Here is a 17,838-nt window from a genome sequence, read left to right on the forward strand (position 1 = left end):
GGGCGTACCGAAGCCGGCGAGGCGAGGCCGCTCGCCGTAATCGACCCGGACACCGGCGCCCCTGCCGCACGGGCCGCAGACGCAGGAATCGCGGCCATCGCCGCGCGCCCTGTTGACGGTACGGGCGGTGACGTGGTCTGCTCGGTGCGTAGCGCTAATGACAATCGTAATCGTTAGCGAGATGGAGGAGGATTATGTCTCTCACCGTGCCACCCACCCTGCTGGAGGCCGCCGAGGCCGGCCCCGTCGACGACGCGGAGTTCGTCACCTGCGTCCGCGACTCGTTGCCCTACGCCTGGCAGACCGTGAGCCGGGTCGTCGCCGATCTGCAGGCCGGTGACGCCGACTTCGCCGACAACGTGGTGCCGCCCCCCGGCGAGGTGGAGCGGGGGCAGCTGCTGCGGGCCCTCGCCAGCGACGCCATCCGCGGCAGCCTCGAACGCCACTTCGGCGTGCGGCTCGCCTTCCAGAACTGCCACCGGGTCGCGGCGTTCCGACCGTCGGCCGTGGACTCCGACACGTACCGCAGGTTCGTCTCCACCCGCGACCAACTGCTCAACCAGTCGCCGGAGCTGCGCAACTGCTGACCCCCCTCCCGGCGCCCGGAGGGCCGGCGTGCGCCTCGGGCGCGCGCCGGCCCTTCCGTCGTGCGCCGACGGCGACAGCGCCTTGCCGACCGGCCCGGCGCAGCCCTCGATGGTGAGACCAAGCCGACACGCCGACCCGATATCTGGTGTTGCCCTCCACCCGGTGCAGCCATATATGGTGTCGACCGCAGCTGGTTCGGCCACCTCCTCCGGTGGTCGAGGCAAGAGGGAACCCGGTGGGAATCCGGGACTGCCCCGCAGCGGTGAGTGGGAACGACCGCCGTCATCAGCACTGGGCCGACAGGGGCCTGGGAAGCGACGGCCAGTAGGCGACCGGCCGTGCCGGTCACGCCCGCGAGTCCGAAGACCTGCCAGCACGCCGCACGCCCGTCCCCGGGCGTGTGACGGTCCGAGGCCGCGCGGGACGGCCGACGCCACCGGACGGCCGCCACCGCGGCGTCCGTCGGTGTCCGCTCCCGCGCGCCCAAGGCCATCCGGTCTTCGTCTCGCGAGGAGAGAGAAGTGACAGTCACCGAGGTCGGTCCCGTCGCCACCGTGGCGCCGGGTCCCCGCGTCCCGCACCACGTGTCCGTCCGTCAGCGGGACGGCGCGGCCGAGCCGGTCGACGTCGACACGCTCGTCCGGGCGATCGAGCGGTGGACCGGGGACCTCGCCGACGTCGACCCGGTGCGGGTGGCGAGCCGGACGATCAGGGGGTTGTACGACGGCGCGACCGCCGACGAGCTGGCGCGGCTGTCGATACAGACGGCCGCCGAACTCATCGGCGAGGAGCCCCAGTACTCGCGCCTGGCTGCCCGCCTGCTCGCCGCGTACATCGACGAGGAGGTGCGCGGGCAGGGCATCGGCTCGTTCAGCAGCGCGATCCGGCAGGGCCACGCCGAAGGGTTGATCGGTGACGGGACCGCCGCGTTCGTCGCGGCCCACGCGGCCGCTCTCGACGACGCCGTCGACGCCGCGAACGACCTGAGGTTCGAGTACTTCGGGCTGCGTACCGTCCACGACCGCTACCTGCTGCGGCACCCGACGAGCCGGCTCGTGCTGGAGACACCGCAGTACTGGCTGCTGCGCGTGGCCTGTGGACTGTCACGCACGGCGGACGAGGCGATCGGCTTCTACCGGCTGATGTCCAGCCTGGCGTACCTGCCGAGTTCGCCGACGCTGTTCAACTCCGGCACCCGGCACACCCAGATGTCCTCCTGCTACCTCGTCGACTCCCCCCGCGACGAGCTGGACTCGATCTACCAGCGGTACGCGCAGGTCGCCAACCTGTCGAAGTTCGCCGGCGGCATCGGCATCGGGTTCTCCCGGGTGCGCTCGCGTGGGGCGCTGATCCGCGGCACCAACGGGCGGTCCAACGGGATCGTGCCGTGGCTGCGGACCCTGGACGCCAGCGTGGCCGCGGTGAACCAGGGCGGTCGGCGCAAGGGCGCCGCCTGCGTCTACCTGGAGCCGTGGCACCCCGACGTCGAGGAGTTCCTCCAGCTGCGGGACAACACCGGCGAGGAGGCGCGACGCACGCACAACCTGAACCTGGCCAACTGGATCCCGGACGAGTTCATGCGCCGGGTCGAGACGGACGGGATGTGGTCGCTGTTCGACCCGGACGAGGTGCCCGAGCTGCCGGACCTGTGGGGCGACGAGTTCGACGCCGCGTACCGGGCGGCCGAGGCGCAGGGCCGCTACGTGCGGCAGGTGCCGGCCCGGGAGTTGTACGGGCGGATGATGCGGACCCTCGCGCAGACCGGCAACGGGTGGATGACGTTCAAGGACACGTCCAACCGGTTGTGCAACCAGACCGCCGAGCCGGGCAACGTGGTGCACCTGTCCAACCTGTGCACCGAGATCATCGAGGTGTCCAGCGACACCGAGACCGCCGTGTGCAACCTGGGCTCGGTGAACCTCGCGGCGCACCTGGCCGACGGCGGCGTCGACTGGGAACGGCTGCGCGCCACCGTCCGCACCGCGGTCACCTTCCTCGACCGCGTGATCGACATCAACTACTACCCCACACCGCAGGCGGCGGCGAGCAACCCCCGGTGGCGACCGGTCGGTCTCGGCCTCATGGGGTTGCAGGACGTCTTCTTCGCGCTGCGACTGCCGTTCGACTCGCCGGCCGCCCGGGAACTCTCCACCCGGATCAGCGAGGAGCTGTACCTCACGGCCCTGGAGACCTCGGCGGACCTCGCGCAGCGGTGCGGCCCGCACCCCGCCTTCGCCGAGACGCGGGCGGCCCGCGGCCGGTTGCAACCGGACCTGTGGGGCGTGACGGGCACCCAGACGGCGCGGTGGACCGCGCTGCGGGAGCGGGTCGCGGCGCACGGGCTGCGCAACTCGTTGCTCGTCGCGATCGCCCCGACCGCCACGATCGCCTCGATCGCCGGCTGCTACGAGTGCATCGAGCCACAGGTGTCCAACCTGTTCAAGCGCGAGACACTCTCCGGCGAGTTCCTCCAGGTCAACACCTCGCTGGTGGCGGAGCTCAAGGCGCGCGGGCTGTGGACGGAGCCGATCCGCACCGCGATCAAGCGCGCCGAGGGCTCCGTCCAGGGCATCAGAGAGCTGCCGGCGGAGGTACGCGAGCTGTTCCGTACCGCGTGGGAGCTGCCGCAGCGCGCGCTGATCGACCTCGCCGCCGCCCGCGCGCCCTTCGTCGACCAGTCGCAGTCGCTGAACCTGTTCCTGGCCACCCCCACCATCGGCAAGCTCTCCTCGATGTACCTGCACGCCTGGAAGTCCGGGCTGAAGACCACCTACTACCTGCGTTCGCGGCCGGCCACCCGGATCCAGCAGGCCACCGTCCCGACCGCCGTCGCGACGCCGGTGGCGGCCGCCGACGAGGCGCTGGCCTGCTCGCTGGAGAACCCCGAGACGTGCGAGGCCTGCCAGTGACCGCGCCCACCGACACCACGACGGAGAACACGCCCATGCTGCTCGACCCCGGGATGGACCTCACCCTGCGCCCGATGCGCTACCCGCACTTCTTCGACCGGTTCCGCGACGCGATCCGCAACACCTGGACGGTCGAGGAGGTCGACCTGCACGCCGACCTGGCCGACCTGGACCGCCTCTCCCCCGCCGAGCGACACCTGGTGAGCCGCCTCGTCGCGTTCTTCGCCACGGGCGACACCATCGTCGCCAACAACCTCGTGCTCAACCTCTACCAGCACGTCAACAGCCCGGAGGGACGGCTCTACCTGTCCCGGCAGCTGTTCGAGGAGGCGGTGCACGTCCAGTTCTACCTCAACCTGCTGGACACGTACGTGCCCGACGAGGTCGAACGCTCCGCCGCGTTCGCCGCCATCGAGAACATCCCGTCGATCCGGCGCAAGGCGGAGTTCTGCTTCCGCTGGATCGACTCCCTGCACGACCTCACCGAGCTGCGGAGCCGGGAGGACCGGCGGGCGTTCCTGCTCAACCTGATCTGCTTCGCGGCCTGCATCGAGGGGTTGTTCTTCTACGGCGCGTTCGCCTACGTCTACTTCCTGCGCTCCCGTGGCCTGCTGCACGGCCTCGCCTCCGGCACCAACTGGGTCTTCCGCGACGAGTCCATGCACATGGCGTTCGCCTTCGACGTCGTCGACACGGTCCGCGCCGAGGAGCCGGACCTCTTCGACGACGACCTCGCCGCGCAGGTCCGGGAGATGGTCGCCGAGGCGGTCGACTGCGAGGTGCAGTTCGCCGAGGATCTCCTCGGTCAGGGCGTGCCGGGGCTGACGCTCGCCGACATGCGCGAGTACCTCCAGCACGTCGCCGACCGCCGGCTGGCGCAGCTCGGCGTGGGCGTCCGGTACGGGTCCGCCAATCCGTTCGCCTTCATGGAGCTGCAGGACGTGCAGGAGCTGTCCAACTTCTTCGAGCGCCGGGTCTCCGCCTACCAGGTGGGGGTGAGCGGCAGCGTCGCGTTCGACGACGACTTCTGACCGTCGCGACCGGGACGTGGACGGGGCGGACCACCAGAAGCACGTGCCGGGTCACGACGAGGGCGGGTGGAAGGTGATGGTGGGCCGCCCCGTGGTGGGGTGCGTGGCGACGTCGGCGCGGACACCGTAGACGTCGGCGAGGAGCCGGGGGACGAGCACCTCGGCGGGGGGACCGGCGGCGACCACCCGGCCGGCGTCCAGGACGACCACCGTGTCGCAGAACATGGCGGCGAGGTTGAGGTCGTGCAGGGCGGCGAGGGTGGTGATCCCGGCCCGGCGCACCAGGTGCAGGAGGTGCAGCTGGTGGCCGATGTCGAGGTGGTTGGTGGGCTCGTCGAGCAGCAGCAGCCGTGGCTGCTGGGCCAGGGCGCGGGCGAGCTGGGCCCGCTGCCGCTCCCCACCGGAGAGGCTGTGCCAGCGGCGGTCGGCGTACCCGTCGAGGTCGACCCGGCGCAGCGCGTCGGCGACCGCGTCGTGGTCGGCGGCGCTGTCGGACCACCGTGACCGGCGGTGCGGGGTGCGGCCCAGCAGCACCACCTCGCGGACGGTGAGGTCCAGGTCGGTGTCGGCGTGCTGGGCGAGCAGCGCGGCCCGCCGGGCCAGCGCGCTGCGGGGCAGCGCGGTGACGTCGTCGCCGCCGACGTGGATCCGGCCGGCGTCGGGTGTGGTGAGCCGGGCCACGGCCCGCAGCAGGGTGGTCTTGCCGCAGCCGTTGGGGCCGAGCAGGCCGACGAGGTGGCCGGCCGGCACGGCGACGGTGACCTCGTCGAGGATCCGCCGGGCCGCGACGGACCACGACACGCCGGTGACGGTGAGCATCAGCCGCGTGCACCCCCGCGGTACAGGAGCGCCACGAAGGCGGGCACGCCGAGCAGCGCGGTGAGCACGCCGACCGGCAGCTCCCGGGGTGCGAACACCGTCCGCGCCGCGGTGTCCACCCAGACCAGGAAGATCGCGCCCGCGAGGGCCACGGCGGGCAGCAGCCGCCGGTGGTCCGCGCCGGTGAGGAACCGCACCCCGTGCGGCAGGATCAGCCCGACGAAGCCGATCGCGCCGCTGACCGCGACCAGCGCCGCGGTGAGCAGCGCGGTGGCGACCAGCAGCAGCCACCGGACCCGCGCGACGGGGACGCCGAGGGCCGCGGCGGCGTCGTCGCCGAAGGCGAACGCGTTGAGCGTGCGGGCGTGCACCGCCGCGAGGGTGAGCACGGCGGCCAGCACCGGTGCGGCCCACGTCAGGGCGGCCCAGTCGGCGCGGGCCAGGGAGCCGGAGAGCCAGAAGGTGATGCTCTGGGTGGCGTGCGGGTCGGCGACCCAGATGATGGCGAACGAGGTCGCCGCGGCGCACAGCTGCGCGACCGCGACCCCGGCCAGCACCACTCTCGTGGGGCTGAGGGCGGCCCGCCGGCCGGCCACCAGCACCACGACGGTGAACGCGGCGAGCGCGCCGGCGAAGGCGCCCCCGGTCAGCGTGGCGACGCCACCGCCGACACCGACGACGAGCACCGCGACGGCGCCCAGCGACGCGCCGGAGGAGACCCCGAGCAGGTACGGGTCGGCCAGCGGGTTGCGGGTGACGGTCTGCATCACCGCGCCGACGGCGGCCAGCCCCGCACCGACCAGCGCGGCGGCGAGCACCCTCGGCAGCCGGAGCTGCCACACGATGTGCTCGCGCAGCAGCGGCACGTCGCCGTGCGCCAGGCCGAGGCGGTCGGCGACGACCGTCCACGCCGTCCGTACGGAGATGTCGGCCGGGCCGACGGTGACGGCCGCGCCGACGGAGGCGATCAGCGCGGCCAGCAACGCGACGAGCAGGATGGCCGGGCCGGGCGGGCGTACCGGCCGGATGGTGCGCCGGGGTCGCCGGTCGGTGACGGTGGTCAGCGGTCCACCCGGGGGGATCCGGCCGCGACGCCGGCGGCGAGCGTCTCGATCCCGAGCACGGCGCGGATCCCGGCGGCGGTGGACGAGAAGGGGATGACGACGAACCGTTGCCCGGCGACCGCGGGGAGGTGCCTGAGGGTGGGGTGCCCGGTGAGGAAGGTCTTCTTCGCGGCGGCCGCGTCCCAGCTCGCGTCGACCAGGACGACGACGTCGGGGGCGCGGTCGACGACCGCCTCCCAACTGGCGTCGGCCCAGCTGCCGGAGAGGTCGGCGAAGGCGTTCGTGACGCCGACCGCTGACATGATCATGTGAGGGCTGCCGCAGCACGCTCCCACGCTCGGGGCGTCCGTGCCGGCGTCCCACCAGAGGACGGAGGCGTCCCGGCCGGCTGCGGCACCGGCGGCGGCCGCCGCGACGCGGGACCGCTGTTCGGCGATCAGCCTGTCGGCCCGGTCCGGCACCCCGAAGATCGCGCCGATGTCCCGGATCTCGCCGAAGACGTCGTCGACCGTCAGCTTCGCCGGTCGGTGCTCCTTCGCGCAGCCCGCCGGTGACACGTACGTGCCGATGCCGAGTCCCGCGAGGTCGCCCCGGTCACCGACGCCCTCGTCACCGAAGCCGCTCACGAAGGAGGCGTAGACGAAGTCGGGCTCCGTTTCGAGCAGCTTCTCCTTCGACGGGTAGGCGTCGGAGAGCACGGGCACCGAGGCGTACGCGGCGGCGTACTCGGGCAGGACGGCGTCGTCCAGGTAGGCCGTACCGGCCATGCGGTCGGCCAGGCCGAGCGCCAGCACGATCTCGGTGGCGGGCTGGTTGAGGGTCACGGCCCGCTTCGGCGGGTCGGCCACGGTGACCGGGGTCCCGCAGTTGGTCAGCGTGACGCCCGCGGTGGGGCCCGCGGGGGCCGTGGCGGGTTCTCCGCCCGCGGCGCAGCCGGCGAGCAGGACAAGGAGGACGGACAGGGGCGCGGCAACGCGCCGGGACAGGGTGGGCCGCAGAGCGCGCGTGCGCATCGGGACCGCCTTCCAGCACCTCGTGGACGGGTCGTCACAGTGCCGTGGCCGGTCTCCTGGCTGACGGGAGGTGCCGTCCGTGGCCGGCCTTCCCGGGCGGTTTCCCACCCAGTGACCTCTGCACGACGAGGGCCGCGGACTTCCCGATCACAGTGGCGAGGGCCGCGCCGGCATCGCACCGGCTTCCCGAACACCACGGCAGCGACACCTTAGCCACAGGCCGGCGCGAAAGTCACGGTGACGAACGCCATGCGGTCGCTCGCGGAACCCGGGCGGCCGGGCGTGGGCCGGCGCCGCGGCGGGAGCGGACGCGGGCGGTCGAGCGGCGGCCGGGAACACCGTGATGCACCATGTTGGTAATTGCCAACTCTTGGCAATTGTGCCACCGTGATCACCAACGGACCGGCGGTGCGTCCCGTGCCGCCCTCCCCCACTCCCGCGCCCTGAGGAGCCCTTCCGTGATCCGGACACGTACGACTCTCCGGCGTCTCGCGGCGATCACCGCGGCGACCGGTCTGCTCGCCCTGGCCGGCTGTTCGGCCCCGACGGCCCCCGGCGGCACGGCCGGGCGCGCGACGTTGGTGGTGGCCACCGCCGGCGAGCCGGACACGTTGAACCCGGTCCTCAACTACGGCGTCGACGGCGCCTCGCTGATCTTCGACGGGCTCGTCGCCCGGGACGCCGGCAACCGGCTCGTCGCGGGCCTGGCCGCGGACCTGCCGACGGTGTCGCCGGACGGCCGCACGGTGACCGCCCGGCTCCGCGACGGCGTGGTGTTCCACGACGGCGGCGAGGTGACCGCGCAGGACGTCGTCTTCACCTACCGGGCGGTGCTGGACCCGAAGGTCGACTCGACGCTCCGGTCCGACCTGGACATGGTGGAGTCGGTCACCGCGCCCGACCCGAGCACCGTCGTGTTCCGGCTGCGCTACCCGTACGCGCCGTTCCTCCAGCGCCTCACCCTCGGCATCGTGCCGGCCAAGCTCCTGAGCGGGCAGGACATCAACACCGCGGCGTTCAACCGGAAGCCCGTCGGGACCGGCCCCTACCGCGTCGAGTCCTGGACGCCGGGCGACCGGTTGGTGCTCACGGCCAACGAGCGCTACTTCGCCGGCCGGCCGAAGAACGACCGGGTGGTGGTCGCGTTCGTCGAGGACGACAACGTCCGCGCCCAGCGGATGCGGGCCGGCGAGTTCGACGCGGCGGAGCTGCCGCCGAAGCTCGCCGCCGGCTTCGAGCCGGACGGCGCCTACCGGGTCGAGCGGGTGCCGACCGCCGACTACCGGGGCGTGATGCTGCCGATGGGCAACCCCGTCCTCGCCGACCCGGCGGTCCGCCGGGCGCTCAACCTGGCCGTCGACAGGTCCGCGATGGTGGCCGGCATCCTCGGCGGCGCCGGCGACCCGGCGTTCGGCCCGGTGCCGCCGACGTCCGAGTTCGCCGAACCGTCGATCGTCGGACGGCCCACCGCCGACCCGGCGGGCGCGGCGGCGATCCTCGACGCGGCGGGCTGGACGCCCGGCCGCGACGGGGTGCGCGCCAAGGACGGCCACCCGGCCCGGTTCACCCTGATGTACCCGGCGAGCGACACGCTGCGCAAGGACCTGGCCCTGGCCGTGACCGCCGACGCGAAGAAGGTCGGCATCGAGGTGACGCCCGAGGGGCTGACCTGGGACGCGATCGACAAGCGCATGGCCTCCGACGCCCTGCTCATGGGCTACGGCACGCCGTACGACCCGGACTTCGTGTCGTACAAGCTCTTCGGCTCGCGCTTCGCCGGGCAGGGCTACTTCAACCCCGGCTCGTACCGCTCCGGGATCGTGGACCAGGCCCTCCAGGAGGGCCGCGACCAGGCCGATCCCGCGCGCCGCAAGGCCGCGTACGCGCGGTTCCAGAAGCAGCTCGCCGCCGACGTCCCGTGGCTGTTCCTCACCTACCTGCGGCACACCTACGTGCTGAAGTCCTCGGTCCGGGGCGTGAGCCCCCGGGTCGAACCACACGAGCACGGCGCGGCCAACAGCCTCTGGTGGAACATCGACACCTGGACGCGCGCGTGACCGCGACGACGCCGGCACGCCGCCGGCGGCTGGCCGGGGCGGGCGCGGTGGTCCGCCGCCGGCTCCTGGTGGCCGTGCCGGTGCTCGCCGCGACCAGTGTCGGGATGTTCGCCCTCGGCGCCGCGTCGCCCGTCGACCCCGCCAAGCAGTACGCGGGCGCCGCGGCGTTCACCACCAGCGAGGAGAACCTCGCGCAGATCCGTGCCAACTGGGGCGTCGACGACCCGCTGCCGGTGCAGTACCTGCGCTGGATCGGCAACCTGCTCCGGGGCGACCTGGGCTGGTCGACCAGCCGGCACGAGCCGGTCGCCTCGGTGCTCGGCGCGCGGGCCGGCTGGACGCTGCTGCTGATCGGGGTCACGCTCGCCGTGGTCCTGGTCGCGAGCCTGCTGCTGGGGGCGCTGGCCGCGTACCGCCGGGGTGGCCTGTTCGACCGCGCCCTGCGGACGGCGGCCTACGCCGTCGAGTCGATGCCGGTCTTCTGGCTCGGCCTCGCGGCGATAGCCGTGTTCGCGCTGGCGCTCGGGTGGCTGCCGGCGGGCGGGCTCACCGACGTCACGGCGACCGGCACGTCCTGGTCGGACGTGGCACACCACCTGATCCTGCCGGTCGGGGTGCTCGCGGTGTCCCAGGCGCCGTGGTTCCTGCTGTTCGTCCGCGACGCGGTGGCCGACAGCCTGCGCGACGACCACGTGCTCGCCGCGCGGGCCCGCGGGCTGCCCGGGCGGACCGTCCTGTTCGGGCACGCGCTGCGCACCGCGCTGCTGCCGTTCCTCACCCTGGTCGGCACCCACCTGCCCGAACTGGTCGGCGGGGCGGTGCTGGTGGAGACGGTCTTCTCCCTGCCGGGCCTCGGCGCGGTCACGGTCTCCGCCGCGCTGGGCGGCGACTTCCCGCTGCTGGCGGCGATCACGCTGCTCACCACCGCGGTGGTGCTGGCCGCGAACCTCGCCGCCGACCTCGCGTACGCCGCCGCCGACCCGAGGGTACGACTCGATGGCTGACCTCGCCGCCCGCCGGCCCCTGCTCCGGCCGTTCCGGTCCCGGCCGCGCTCCGGCCGGGCCGGTGCCGTGGTGGCCGGCCTCGTCCTCCTCGTCGCCGTCGTCGGCGCGCTGCTCGCCCCGGTCGTGTGGCCGCTCGACCAGAGCGCCGTCGCCCTGGACCGGACGCGGCTCGCGCCGTCCTGGAGCCACCTCGCCGGCACCGACGACCTCGGCCGGGATGTGGCCCACCGCGCCGTCTACGGCCTGCGCGTCTCGCTGCTCGTCGGCGTGGTCGCCGCGCTGGTCGCCACGGTCATCGGCGGCGTGGTCGGCGGGCTGGCCGGCACGCTCGGCGGCCGGGTCGACCGCGCCCTGATGCGGATCGTGGACACCATCGCCGCCCTGCCGCACCTGCTCCTGGGCATCTTCGTCGTCGCCATGCTGCGGCCCAGCCTCGGCGCGGTGATCGCCTCCGTGGGGCTCACCCACTGGCTCTCCACCGCCCGCATCGTCCGGTCCGAGCTGCTGAGCCTGCGGACCCGGCCGTTCATCGACGCCGCCGTCAACGGCGGCGCCGGCCGGGGGCGGGTCCTGGTGCGGCACCTGCTGCCGCACGTGCTCCCCCGGCTGGCGCTGGCCACCACCCTCATGATCCCGCACGCGGTGTGGCACGAGACCGCGCTGTCGTTCCTCGGCCTGGGGTTGCCACCGCACCTCGCCTCCCTCGGCAACATGATCAACGACGGGCAGGGGTCGCTGCTGACCGGGGCGTGGTGGGCCAGCCTCGCGCCGGGCGCCGTGATCGTCGTCGTCACCCTCGCCATCGCGGTCCTCGCCGCCCGCTGGCGCGACCGCCTCGATCCCCGGGTACGAGCGGAGCTGCAGCTGTGACCACCACCGAATCCACCGCCGCACCGGCCCGTCCCACTGACGCGACCCGCCCTCCCCTGCTCGCCGTCGAACGGCTCGGCGTCCGGTTCCGGCTGCGCGAGGCGACCGTCCACGCCGTCACCGACCTCAGCCTCACCGTGCGCGCGGGCGAGCTGGTGGCGGTCGTCGGCGAGTCGGGCTGCGGCAAGTCCGTCCTCGCCCACGCGCTGCTGGGCCTGCTGCCGCGCAACGCCGCCGTCACGGGCCACGCCGTGCTGCACCACCCGGACTCCGAGCCGGTCGACCTGGTCACCTGCGGCGAGCGTCACCTCGCCCGGCACGTCCGGGGTCGCCGGCTCGGGCTGGTGCCGCAGAGCCCGGCCACCGCGCTGAACCCGGTCCGCACGGGACGCCGGCTGCTGGCCGAGACCCTGCGGGCCCACGGCCGGCCCCGGGCCGACGCCGACCGCCTCGCCTCCGACGTCGGGCTCGACCCGGCGGACCTGGACCGCTACCCGCACGAACTCTCCGGCGGCATGGCCCAGCGGCTGGTCACCGCGCTCGCGCTGGCGCCGGACCCGCCGCTGCTGATCGCCGACGAGCCCACCACCGGCCTGGACCGGCCCCTCGTCGACCACACCCTCGACCTCCTGCGCCGCCGCTGCGACGCCGGCGCCGCCGTCGTTCTCATCACGCACGACCTGGCCGCGGCACGCCGGGTGGCCGACACCGTCGCCGTCATGTACGCGAGCCGCGTCGTCGAGCACCGCGCCGCCGAACCGTTCTTCGCCGCGCCCACCCACCCGTACGCGGCGGCGCTGATCGACGCCCTGCCGGACCGGGCCTTCCGGCCGGTCCCCGGGCACCCGCCGATGCTCACCGCCCTGCCCGCCGGCTGCGCCTTCGCGCCCCGTTGCCCGCGCCGGAGCGACCGCTGCGCCACCCTGCCGCGGCCCGCGCCGGCCGGCGACGGCACGGTGGCCTGCCACCACCCGATCTCCACGGGAGCCGTGACGTGACCAGCCCGAGGCACCTGCTCGCCGACGAGGTGACCGTCGCCTACGGCCGTCAGGTGGTGCTCGACCGCGCCACCCTGCGCGTCGGCCGGGGCGAGACGGTCGGGCTGCACGGCCCCTCCGGCTGCGGCAAGTCCACCCTGGTCCGGGTGCTCGCCCTCCTGCACCGCCCGTACCGGGGTCGGGTCAACGTCGACGGCACGGAGGTCACCGGGGTCCGGTACGCGGTACCGGTCGCCCTGCGCACCCGGGTCGCCGTCCTCTTCCAGAGCCCCCGTGCCGCCGCCGACCCCCGGCTGAGCCTCGCCGACCTGGTCGCCGAGCCGCTGCGCGCCGTCCGGACGCCCGAGGGCGTGGTCCACGAGCGGGTGGCCGAACTGGCCGACCTCGTCGGTCTCACCGCCGACCTGCTCACCCGCCGGCCGCACGCGGTCTCCGACGGGCAGCTGCAACGGGCCTGCCTGGCGCGCGCCCTCGTGCACCGGCCCGACTACCTGCTCTGCGACGAGGCGACCGCGATGCTCGACGCCTCCACCCAGGCCCACGTGGCCGCCGTCATCGGCGACTACCAGCGGCAGCACGACGCCGGGGTCCTCGTCGTCACCCACGACCGCACCCTCATGGACCGCTGGGCCGACCGGGTCGTCGACCTCGCTGGCGGTCCGAGCCGCACGCCCGCGTGGTGTTGAATGTAGACACCCGTGCCGATGGAGGTGCCCGTGTCCGACCTCACCCTGCTGATCGAGCCGACCGCGGCGCTCCCCGCCGAGCGGGTGGACGCGCTCACCACCGGGCTCGCCGACGACCTGCGTGCCGTGCGCGGTCTGCGGGTCGCGCACGGCCAGCGTCCCACGGACGCGCCCGGTAAGTCGCAGCAGGCGTGGGAGCTGGGCATGCTCGTCGTCGGCGGCCTCTTCTCGGCCACCACGATGCGGGCGCTCGCCCAGATCGCCATCGCCTACGCCGACCGGGTCAAGGCCCGCTCGATCCGGCTGCGCAGCGGCGACAACGAGCTGGTCCTCACCGGCGCCACCCGCGTCGACCCGCAGCTCGTCGAGCAGCTGGCACGGCTGCTGGGCCAGCCCGCGGCCGCGACCGACCCCACCACCACGGCCCTGCCCGCCACGTCCGGCGACGGCGGGAGCGCCCCCGCCCGGAGCTGACAATGGGACAGCGCCGGGCCCTGCTGATCGCGAACGACCGTTACATCGACGAGTCCCTCTCCGACCTGTACGCGCCGCGCGAGGAGGCCCGCGATCTGCTCAGCCTCCTCGCCGACGCGGACGTCGGCGCGTTCGACCAGACGGTGCTGCTGGAGAACGAGTCGAAGAGCTCCATCGAGCGCGCGATCGAGTCGATGCTGCGGGCGGCCGGGCCGGAGGACCTCGTCCTGCTCTACTTCTCCGGTCACGGCGTCCGCAGCAGCAAGCGCGGGCGGTTGCACCTCGCGGTGGCGAACACCGAGGTGGATCACCTCTCCTCCACGGCGATCTCGGCCTCGTTCATCCGCGAGCTGCTGGACGAGTGCGACGCGGCCAGCTCGGTCATCCTGCTCGACTGCTGCTACAGCGGCGCGTTCGAGGGCCACGGTCTGAAGACGACCGACGACCCGGCCATCGACGGCGAGCTGAAGACCGGCTACGGCCGCTACGTCATCACCGCGACGAACTCGGTGGAGCGCGCCGACGACGGGCGCCCGGCGTCGGCGACCGAGCCGCGGCAGCGCTCCGCCTTCACCGAGACCATCATCCAGGGGCTCAGCACCGGCGCCGCCGACATCTCCGGGCAGGGCCGCATCACCCCGGGCGACCTCTGGCGGTACGTGCACCTGGAGCTGCCGAAGCGGTCGGCGCAGACGCCGTGCCACTTCGGCAGCGCCAGCGACGACATCCACATCGCCCTGTCCCGCGACGGCCAGCAGCGGCACCGGCGGCAACGCGACCACCGGGGGCCGCGCCTCGGCGACCTGCTGGGCCCGCTGGAGCCGGCCGAGACCGTGAAGTTGCAGGCCACCGAGTGGCGCCGGCGCGGGTTGCTGAAGATCCCGGTCGGCCGGGTGCAGCGGCTCGACCAGCCGGTCGGCGAGCCGATCTGGCTGGATCTGGCGTCCTCCGACGGGCACCTGCTCGTCGTCGGGCGCGCCGGCACCGGCAAGACGACGCTGCTGCGGACCATCATCGGTGGCCTCGCCCTCACCCACTCCGTCGACGAGGTGGCGATCCACTGCCTGGAGTCGGGCGGCAACCGGCTCGGCCCGATGCGCCGGCTGCCACACGTCGACGCGGTGCTCGGCGACGACGAGGTCGACGCCGTCCGCGAGCTGCTCGACCGGCTGGAGCAGGACGTACGCGACCGCAAGCAGCTCTTCCGCCAGCACGAGCTGGAATCCCCGACCAGCCTGCGCGCCCGCCGGGCCGACCTCAACACCGGCCCGTGCCCGGACGTGTTCCTGATCGTCGACCGCTGGCAGGACTTCGCCGCCCTGCTGCCGGACTTCACCCCGCGCGTGGTCGACCTCGCCAACAAGGGCCTCGGGTACGGGCTCCACGTCGTCGTCGTGGAGCGCAGCTGGCGGGTCATCCCGGAGGAGCTGCGGGAGCTGCCGCAGATCCGGATCGAGACCCGGCTGTCCCAGCCGGACGAGTCGCTGGTCAACCCCGACCAGGCCGGTCGCCTGCCGATGAACCTGCCGGGCTGGGCCATCCACGGTCGGCGCACCTTCCGGATCGCGCTGCCCGACCTCGCGCCCAGCGCCGCCGACCCGGAGACGGACGCCGACGCCGAGGCCCTGGAGGGCACCGGCGCCATGGTGTCGACCATCGCCCAGGCGTGGGAGACGGCGTCCGAGGGCGGTGCGCCGGTCCACCGACCCGCCGCGGACCGGCCGGACGAGGCGCTGCTCGTGCTGGGCGTGCGCGACCGGGCGGCGCTGTGGCGGTTCCAGGGGCAGCGCAGCGGCCCGGAGGTGGACCACCTGAAGGTGCCCATCGGCCTCGACGAGCGCGGCCGGCCCGTGCTGCTCGACCTCAAGGAGTCGGCGCGGGAGGGCATGGGTCCCCACGGGCTCCTCGTCGGCGCCACCGGCTCGGGCAAGAGCGAGCTGTTGCGGACGATCGTGGTGGCCCTCGCCGCCCGGCACACCACCGAGCAGCTCAACCTCGTCCTGGTCGACTTCAAGGGCGGGGCGACCTTCCGTCCGTTCGCCGGGCTCCCCCACGTGAGCGCGCTGATCACCAACCTCGCCGACGACCTGGCCCTCGTCGACCGGCTGGCCGAGGCGCTCAGCGGCGAACTCCACCGCCGTCAGGACCTGCTGCGCGTCGCCGGCAACCACCCGCACCGGTGGGCCTACGAACGCGCCCGCGACGCCGACGATTCGCTGCCACCGCTGCCCAGCCTGCTGGTCGTCTGCGACGAGTTCGTCGAGCTGCTCACCGCCCGGCCCGACTTCATCGACACCTTCGTGCAGATCGCCCGGGTCGGCCGTTCCCTCGGGGTGCACCTGCTGCTCGCCAGCCAGCGGCTCGACGAGGACCGGCTGCGGGGCCTGGAGGCTCACCTGTCGTACCGGATCGGTCTGCGGACCTTCTCCGCCATGGAGAGCCGGGCCGTCCTCGGCGTGACGGACGCGTACGAACTGCCGCGCGCACCGGGGCACGGCTACCTGAAGGCCGGCGCGGAGATGCGCGCCTTCCGGGCCTCGTACGTCTCCGGCCCGCTCGCCGACCCGGACGACCTGGCGCCCCCGGAGCTGCTCGACCGCAGCCTCCTGGAGATCGTCGTCGAACGGCTGCGCGGCCGGCAGACCCCCGCGCACCAGGTCTGGCTGCCGCCGCTGGCCGAGCCGCCGAGCCTGGACGAGCTCCTGCCACCGCTGCGCCGGCATCCCGCCCGCGGCCTCACCCCCGAGCGGGGGGCCGGGTCGCTGCGCGTGCCGGTCGGCATCGTCGACGTCCCCTTCCGGCAGGCCCGCGAGCCCCTCTGGCTGGAGCTGGGCGGCGGCGACGGCAACGTCGCCGTGGTGGGCGCACCGCTGTCCGGGAAGACGACAGTGCTGCGCGCCGTCGCCGCGGCGCTGGCGCTCACCCACACGCCGCGGGAGGTCCAGCTCTTCTGCCTCGACCTCGGCGGCGGGGCGCTGCAGGCCCTCACCGGGCTGCCGCACGTGTCGGGGGTCGCCACCCGCCGCGACACCGAGGCGGTGCGGCGCACGGTGGCCGAGGTGAACTCCGTCCTGGACGCCCGGGAGCGGCACTTCCTGGCGCACGACGTCCCGTCCATGGCGGCCTACCGGGCCCGTCGTGCCGCCGGCGAGTTCGCCGACGACCCGTTCGGCGACGTCTTCCTCGTCGTGGACGGCTGGCACACCCTGCGCCAGGAGTACGAGGAGCTCGACCAGGTCGTGACGGAGATCGCCCAGCGCGGCCTGCCCTTCGGCGTGCACGTGGTGCTCACCGCCGCCCGTTGGGCGGAGCTGCGGTCACCCCTGCGGGACGTGTTCGGCACCCGCCTCGAACTGCGGCTCGGCGACCCGAGCGAGTCCGAGTTCGACCGCCGTGCCGCCGCGAACCTCCCCCGCTCGCCCGGCCGCGGCCTGTCGCCGGACAAGCGGCACTTCCTCACCGCCCTGTCGCGCGTCGACGGCGGGCACGGCGTGGACGACCTGGCCGGCGCGACGGCACAGCTGGTGCGGGCGGTGGCGGAGGCCTGGCCCGGTCCGCCGGCCCCGCGGGTACGCCTGCTGCCACGCCGGCTGACGGTCGTGGAACTCGACGCGCTGGCCGACCCGGCCGCGCCGGGGATACCGATCGCGGTGGACGAGTCCTCGCTGGCTCCCGTCAGCCTCGACCTGCACCGGGAGCCGCACCTCATCGTGTTCGGCGACTCCGAGTGCGGAAAGAGCAACCTGCTCCGCCTCGTCGCCCGGCAGATCGCCGCCCGGCGCACGCCCGAGCAGGCCCGCCTGATGATCGTCGACTACCGGCGCAGTCTGCTCGACGCGGTCGACCCCGGCCACCTGCTCGACCACGTCCCGTCCCAGGCGGCGCTCACCCACGGGCTGAGCGCCGTACGCGAGGCGATGGTGAACCGGTTGCCGGGCCCGGACGTCACCCGCGAGCAGCTGCGGAACCGCAGCTGGTGGAAGGGACCGGACCTCTACCTCCTGGTCGACGACTACGACCTGGTCTCCTCCGCCGGCAACAACCCGCTCGGCGTGCTCCTGGACCTGTTGCCGCAGGCACGCGACATCGGGCTGCACCTGATCGTCGCCCGCCGTGCCGGCGGCGCCTCCCGCGCGCTCTACGAGCCCGTCCTGCAACGCCTGCGCGAGCTGGAGGCGCCGGGCCTGCTGATGTCCGGCAGCCGCGAGGAGGGCGTGCTCCTCGGCGGGCAGCGCGCACGCCCGATGCCGCCCGGCCGGGGCATCCTGGTGCGCCGCCGGGAGGATCCGACCGTCGTCCAGACCGCCTGGTCGCAGCCCTGACC

General features: G+C 74.0%; 13 protein-coding genes and 2 riboswitches. Of the genes, 10 read left to right on the top strand and 3 right to left on the bottom strand.

Annotation, left to right across the window (positions count from 1 at the left end):
• The first annotated feature begins 194 nt into the window (after positions 1–194).
• From SM573_RS23490 to SM573_RS23500, 3 genes are all read left to right on the top strand, one after another.
• Positions 195–587, top strand: a complete 393-nt coding sequence (locus SM573_RS23490; protein WP_474610729.1) for an SCO5389 family protein — start codon at positions 195–197, stop codon at positions 585–587.
• A gap of 190 nt (positions 588–777) precedes the next feature.
• A riboswitch (cobalamin riboswitch) is annotated at positions 778–963 on the top strand.
• 179 nt (positions 964–1,142) lie between these two features.
• Positions 1,143–3,497 (top strand): ribonucleoside-diphosphate reductase subunit alpha, encoded by a 2,355-nt coding sequence (locus SM573_RS23495; protein WP_474617111.1) that lies wholly within the window; start codon positions 1,143–1,145, stop codon positions 3,495–3,497.
• A 35-nt stretch (positions 3,498–3,532) separates the two neighbouring features.
• A complete protein-coding gene (locus SM573_RS23500; RefSeq protein WP_474610977.1) occupies positions 3,533–4,528 on the top strand; it encodes a ribonucleotide-diphosphate reductase subunit beta in 996 nt (331 codons plus the stop codon).
• 51 nt (positions 4,529–4,579) lie between these two features.
• Here SM573_RS23500 and SM573_RS23505 read toward each other — a convergent pair whose 3' ends face one another.
• The 3 genes from SM573_RS23505 to SM573_RS23515 all read right to left on the bottom strand — a co-directional run bounded on the left by SM573_RS23505 (position 4,580) and on the right by SM573_RS23515 (position 7,424).
• Positions 4,580–5,347 (bottom strand): ABC transporter ATP-binding protein, encoded by a 768-nt coding sequence (locus tag SM573_RS23505; protein ID WP_474610730.1) that lies wholly within the window; start codon positions 5,345–5,347, stop codon positions 4,580–4,582.
• The gene (locus SM573_RS23510; protein ID WP_474610731.1) at positions 5,347–6,330 is read right to left on the bottom strand and encodes a FecCD family ABC transporter permease; all 984 of its coding nucleotides are present in this window, start codon (positions 6,328–6,330) and stop codon (positions 5,347–5,349) included. The genes SM573_RS23505 and SM573_RS23510 overlap by 1 nt, the downstream gene beginning before the upstream one ends.
• 77 nt (positions 6,331–6,407) lie before the next feature.
• Positions 6,408–7,424, bottom strand: coding sequence for an ABC transporter substrate-binding protein (locus SM573_RS23515; RefSeq protein WP_474617076.1), 1,017 nt, complete (start codon positions 7,422–7,424; stop codon positions 6,408–6,410).
• 29 nt (positions 7,425–7,453) lie between these two features.
• Positions 7,454–7,637: riboswitch (cobalamin riboswitch) on the bottom strand.
• Between the two features lie 245 nt (positions 7,638–7,882).
• Between SM573_RS23515 and SM573_RS23520 the strand changes: the two genes are divergently transcribed.
• The 7 genes from SM573_RS23520 to eccCb are packed head-to-tail and all read left to right on the top strand — an operon-like array spanning position 7,883 to position 17,836.
• Entirely contained in the window at positions 7,883–9,481 is a 1,599-nt protein-coding gene (locus SM573_RS23520) for an ABC transporter substrate-binding protein (RefSeq protein WP_474617077.1), read from the top strand.
• On the top strand, positions 9,478–10,485 hold the full coding sequence (locus SM573_RS23525; protein ID WP_474617078.1) for an ABC transporter permease: 1,008 nt from the start codon (positions 9,478–9,480) through the stop codon (positions 10,483–10,485). Before SM573_RS23520 ends, SM573_RS23525 begins: the two co-directional genes overlap by 4 nt.
• The gene (locus SM573_RS23530) at positions 10,478–11,356 is read left to right on the top strand and encodes an ABC transporter permease (RefSeq protein ID WP_474610735.1); all 879 of its coding nucleotides are present in this window, start codon (positions 10,478–10,480) and stop codon (positions 11,354–11,356) included. Before SM573_RS23525 ends, SM573_RS23530 begins: the two co-directional genes overlap by 8 nt.
• Positions 11,353–12,354, top strand: a complete 1,002-nt coding sequence (locus SM573_RS23535) for an ABC transporter ATP-binding protein (RefSeq protein WP_474617079.1) — start codon at positions 11,353–11,355, stop codon at positions 12,352–12,354. Before SM573_RS23530 ends, SM573_RS23535 begins: the two co-directional genes overlap by 4 nt.
• Positions 12,351–13,040, top strand: coding sequence for an ABC transporter ATP-binding protein (locus SM573_RS23540; protein ID WP_474617080.1), 690 nt, complete (start codon positions 12,351–12,353; stop codon positions 13,038–13,040). The genes SM573_RS23535 and SM573_RS23540 overlap by 4 nt, the downstream gene beginning before the upstream one ends.
• 30 nt (positions 13,041–13,070) lie before the next feature.
• Complete coding sequence (locus tag SM573_RS23545) at positions 13,071–13,514, top strand: hypothetical protein (protein ID WP_474610738.1); 444 nt, start codon at positions 13,071–13,073, stop codon at positions 13,512–13,514.
• Positions 13,515–13,516: 2 nt separating this feature from the next.
• Positions 13,517–17,836, top strand: coding sequence for a type VII secretion protein EccCb (gene eccCb, locus SM573_RS23550; RefSeq protein ID WP_474617081.1), 4,320 nt, complete (start codon positions 13,517–13,519; stop codon positions 17,834–17,836).
• Positions 17,837–17,838 lie beyond the last annotated feature (2 nt).

It is taken from the genome of Micromonospora xinjiangensis (assembly GCF_056150165.1).

Bases quoted from the DNA above. Each gene is read 5' to 3' on its own strand.
- SM573_RS23490 (WP_474610729.1), top strand. From the start codon at position 195: ATGTCTCTCACCGTGCCACCCACCCTGCTGGAGGCCGCCGAGGCCGGC.
- SM573_RS23500 (WP_474610977.1), top strand. From the start codon at position 3,533: ATGCTGCTCGACCCCGGGATGGACCTCACCCTGCGCCCGATGCGCTAC.
- SM573_RS23505 (WP_474610730.1), bottom strand. From the start codon at position 5,347: ATGCTCACCGTCACCGGCGTGTCGTGGTCCGTCGCGGCCCGGCGGATC.
- SM573_RS23515 (WP_474617076.1), bottom strand. From the start codon at position 7,424: ATGCGCACGCGCGCTCTGCGGCCCACCCTGTCCCGGCGCGTTGCCGCG.
- SM573_RS23530 (WP_474610735.1), top strand. From the start codon at position 10,478: ATGGCTGACCTCGCCGCCCGCCGGCCCCTGCTCCGGCCGTTCCGGTCC.
- eccCb (WP_474617081.1), top strand. From the start codon at position 13,517: ATGGGACAGCGCCGGGCCCTGCTGATCGCGAACGACCGTTACATCGAC.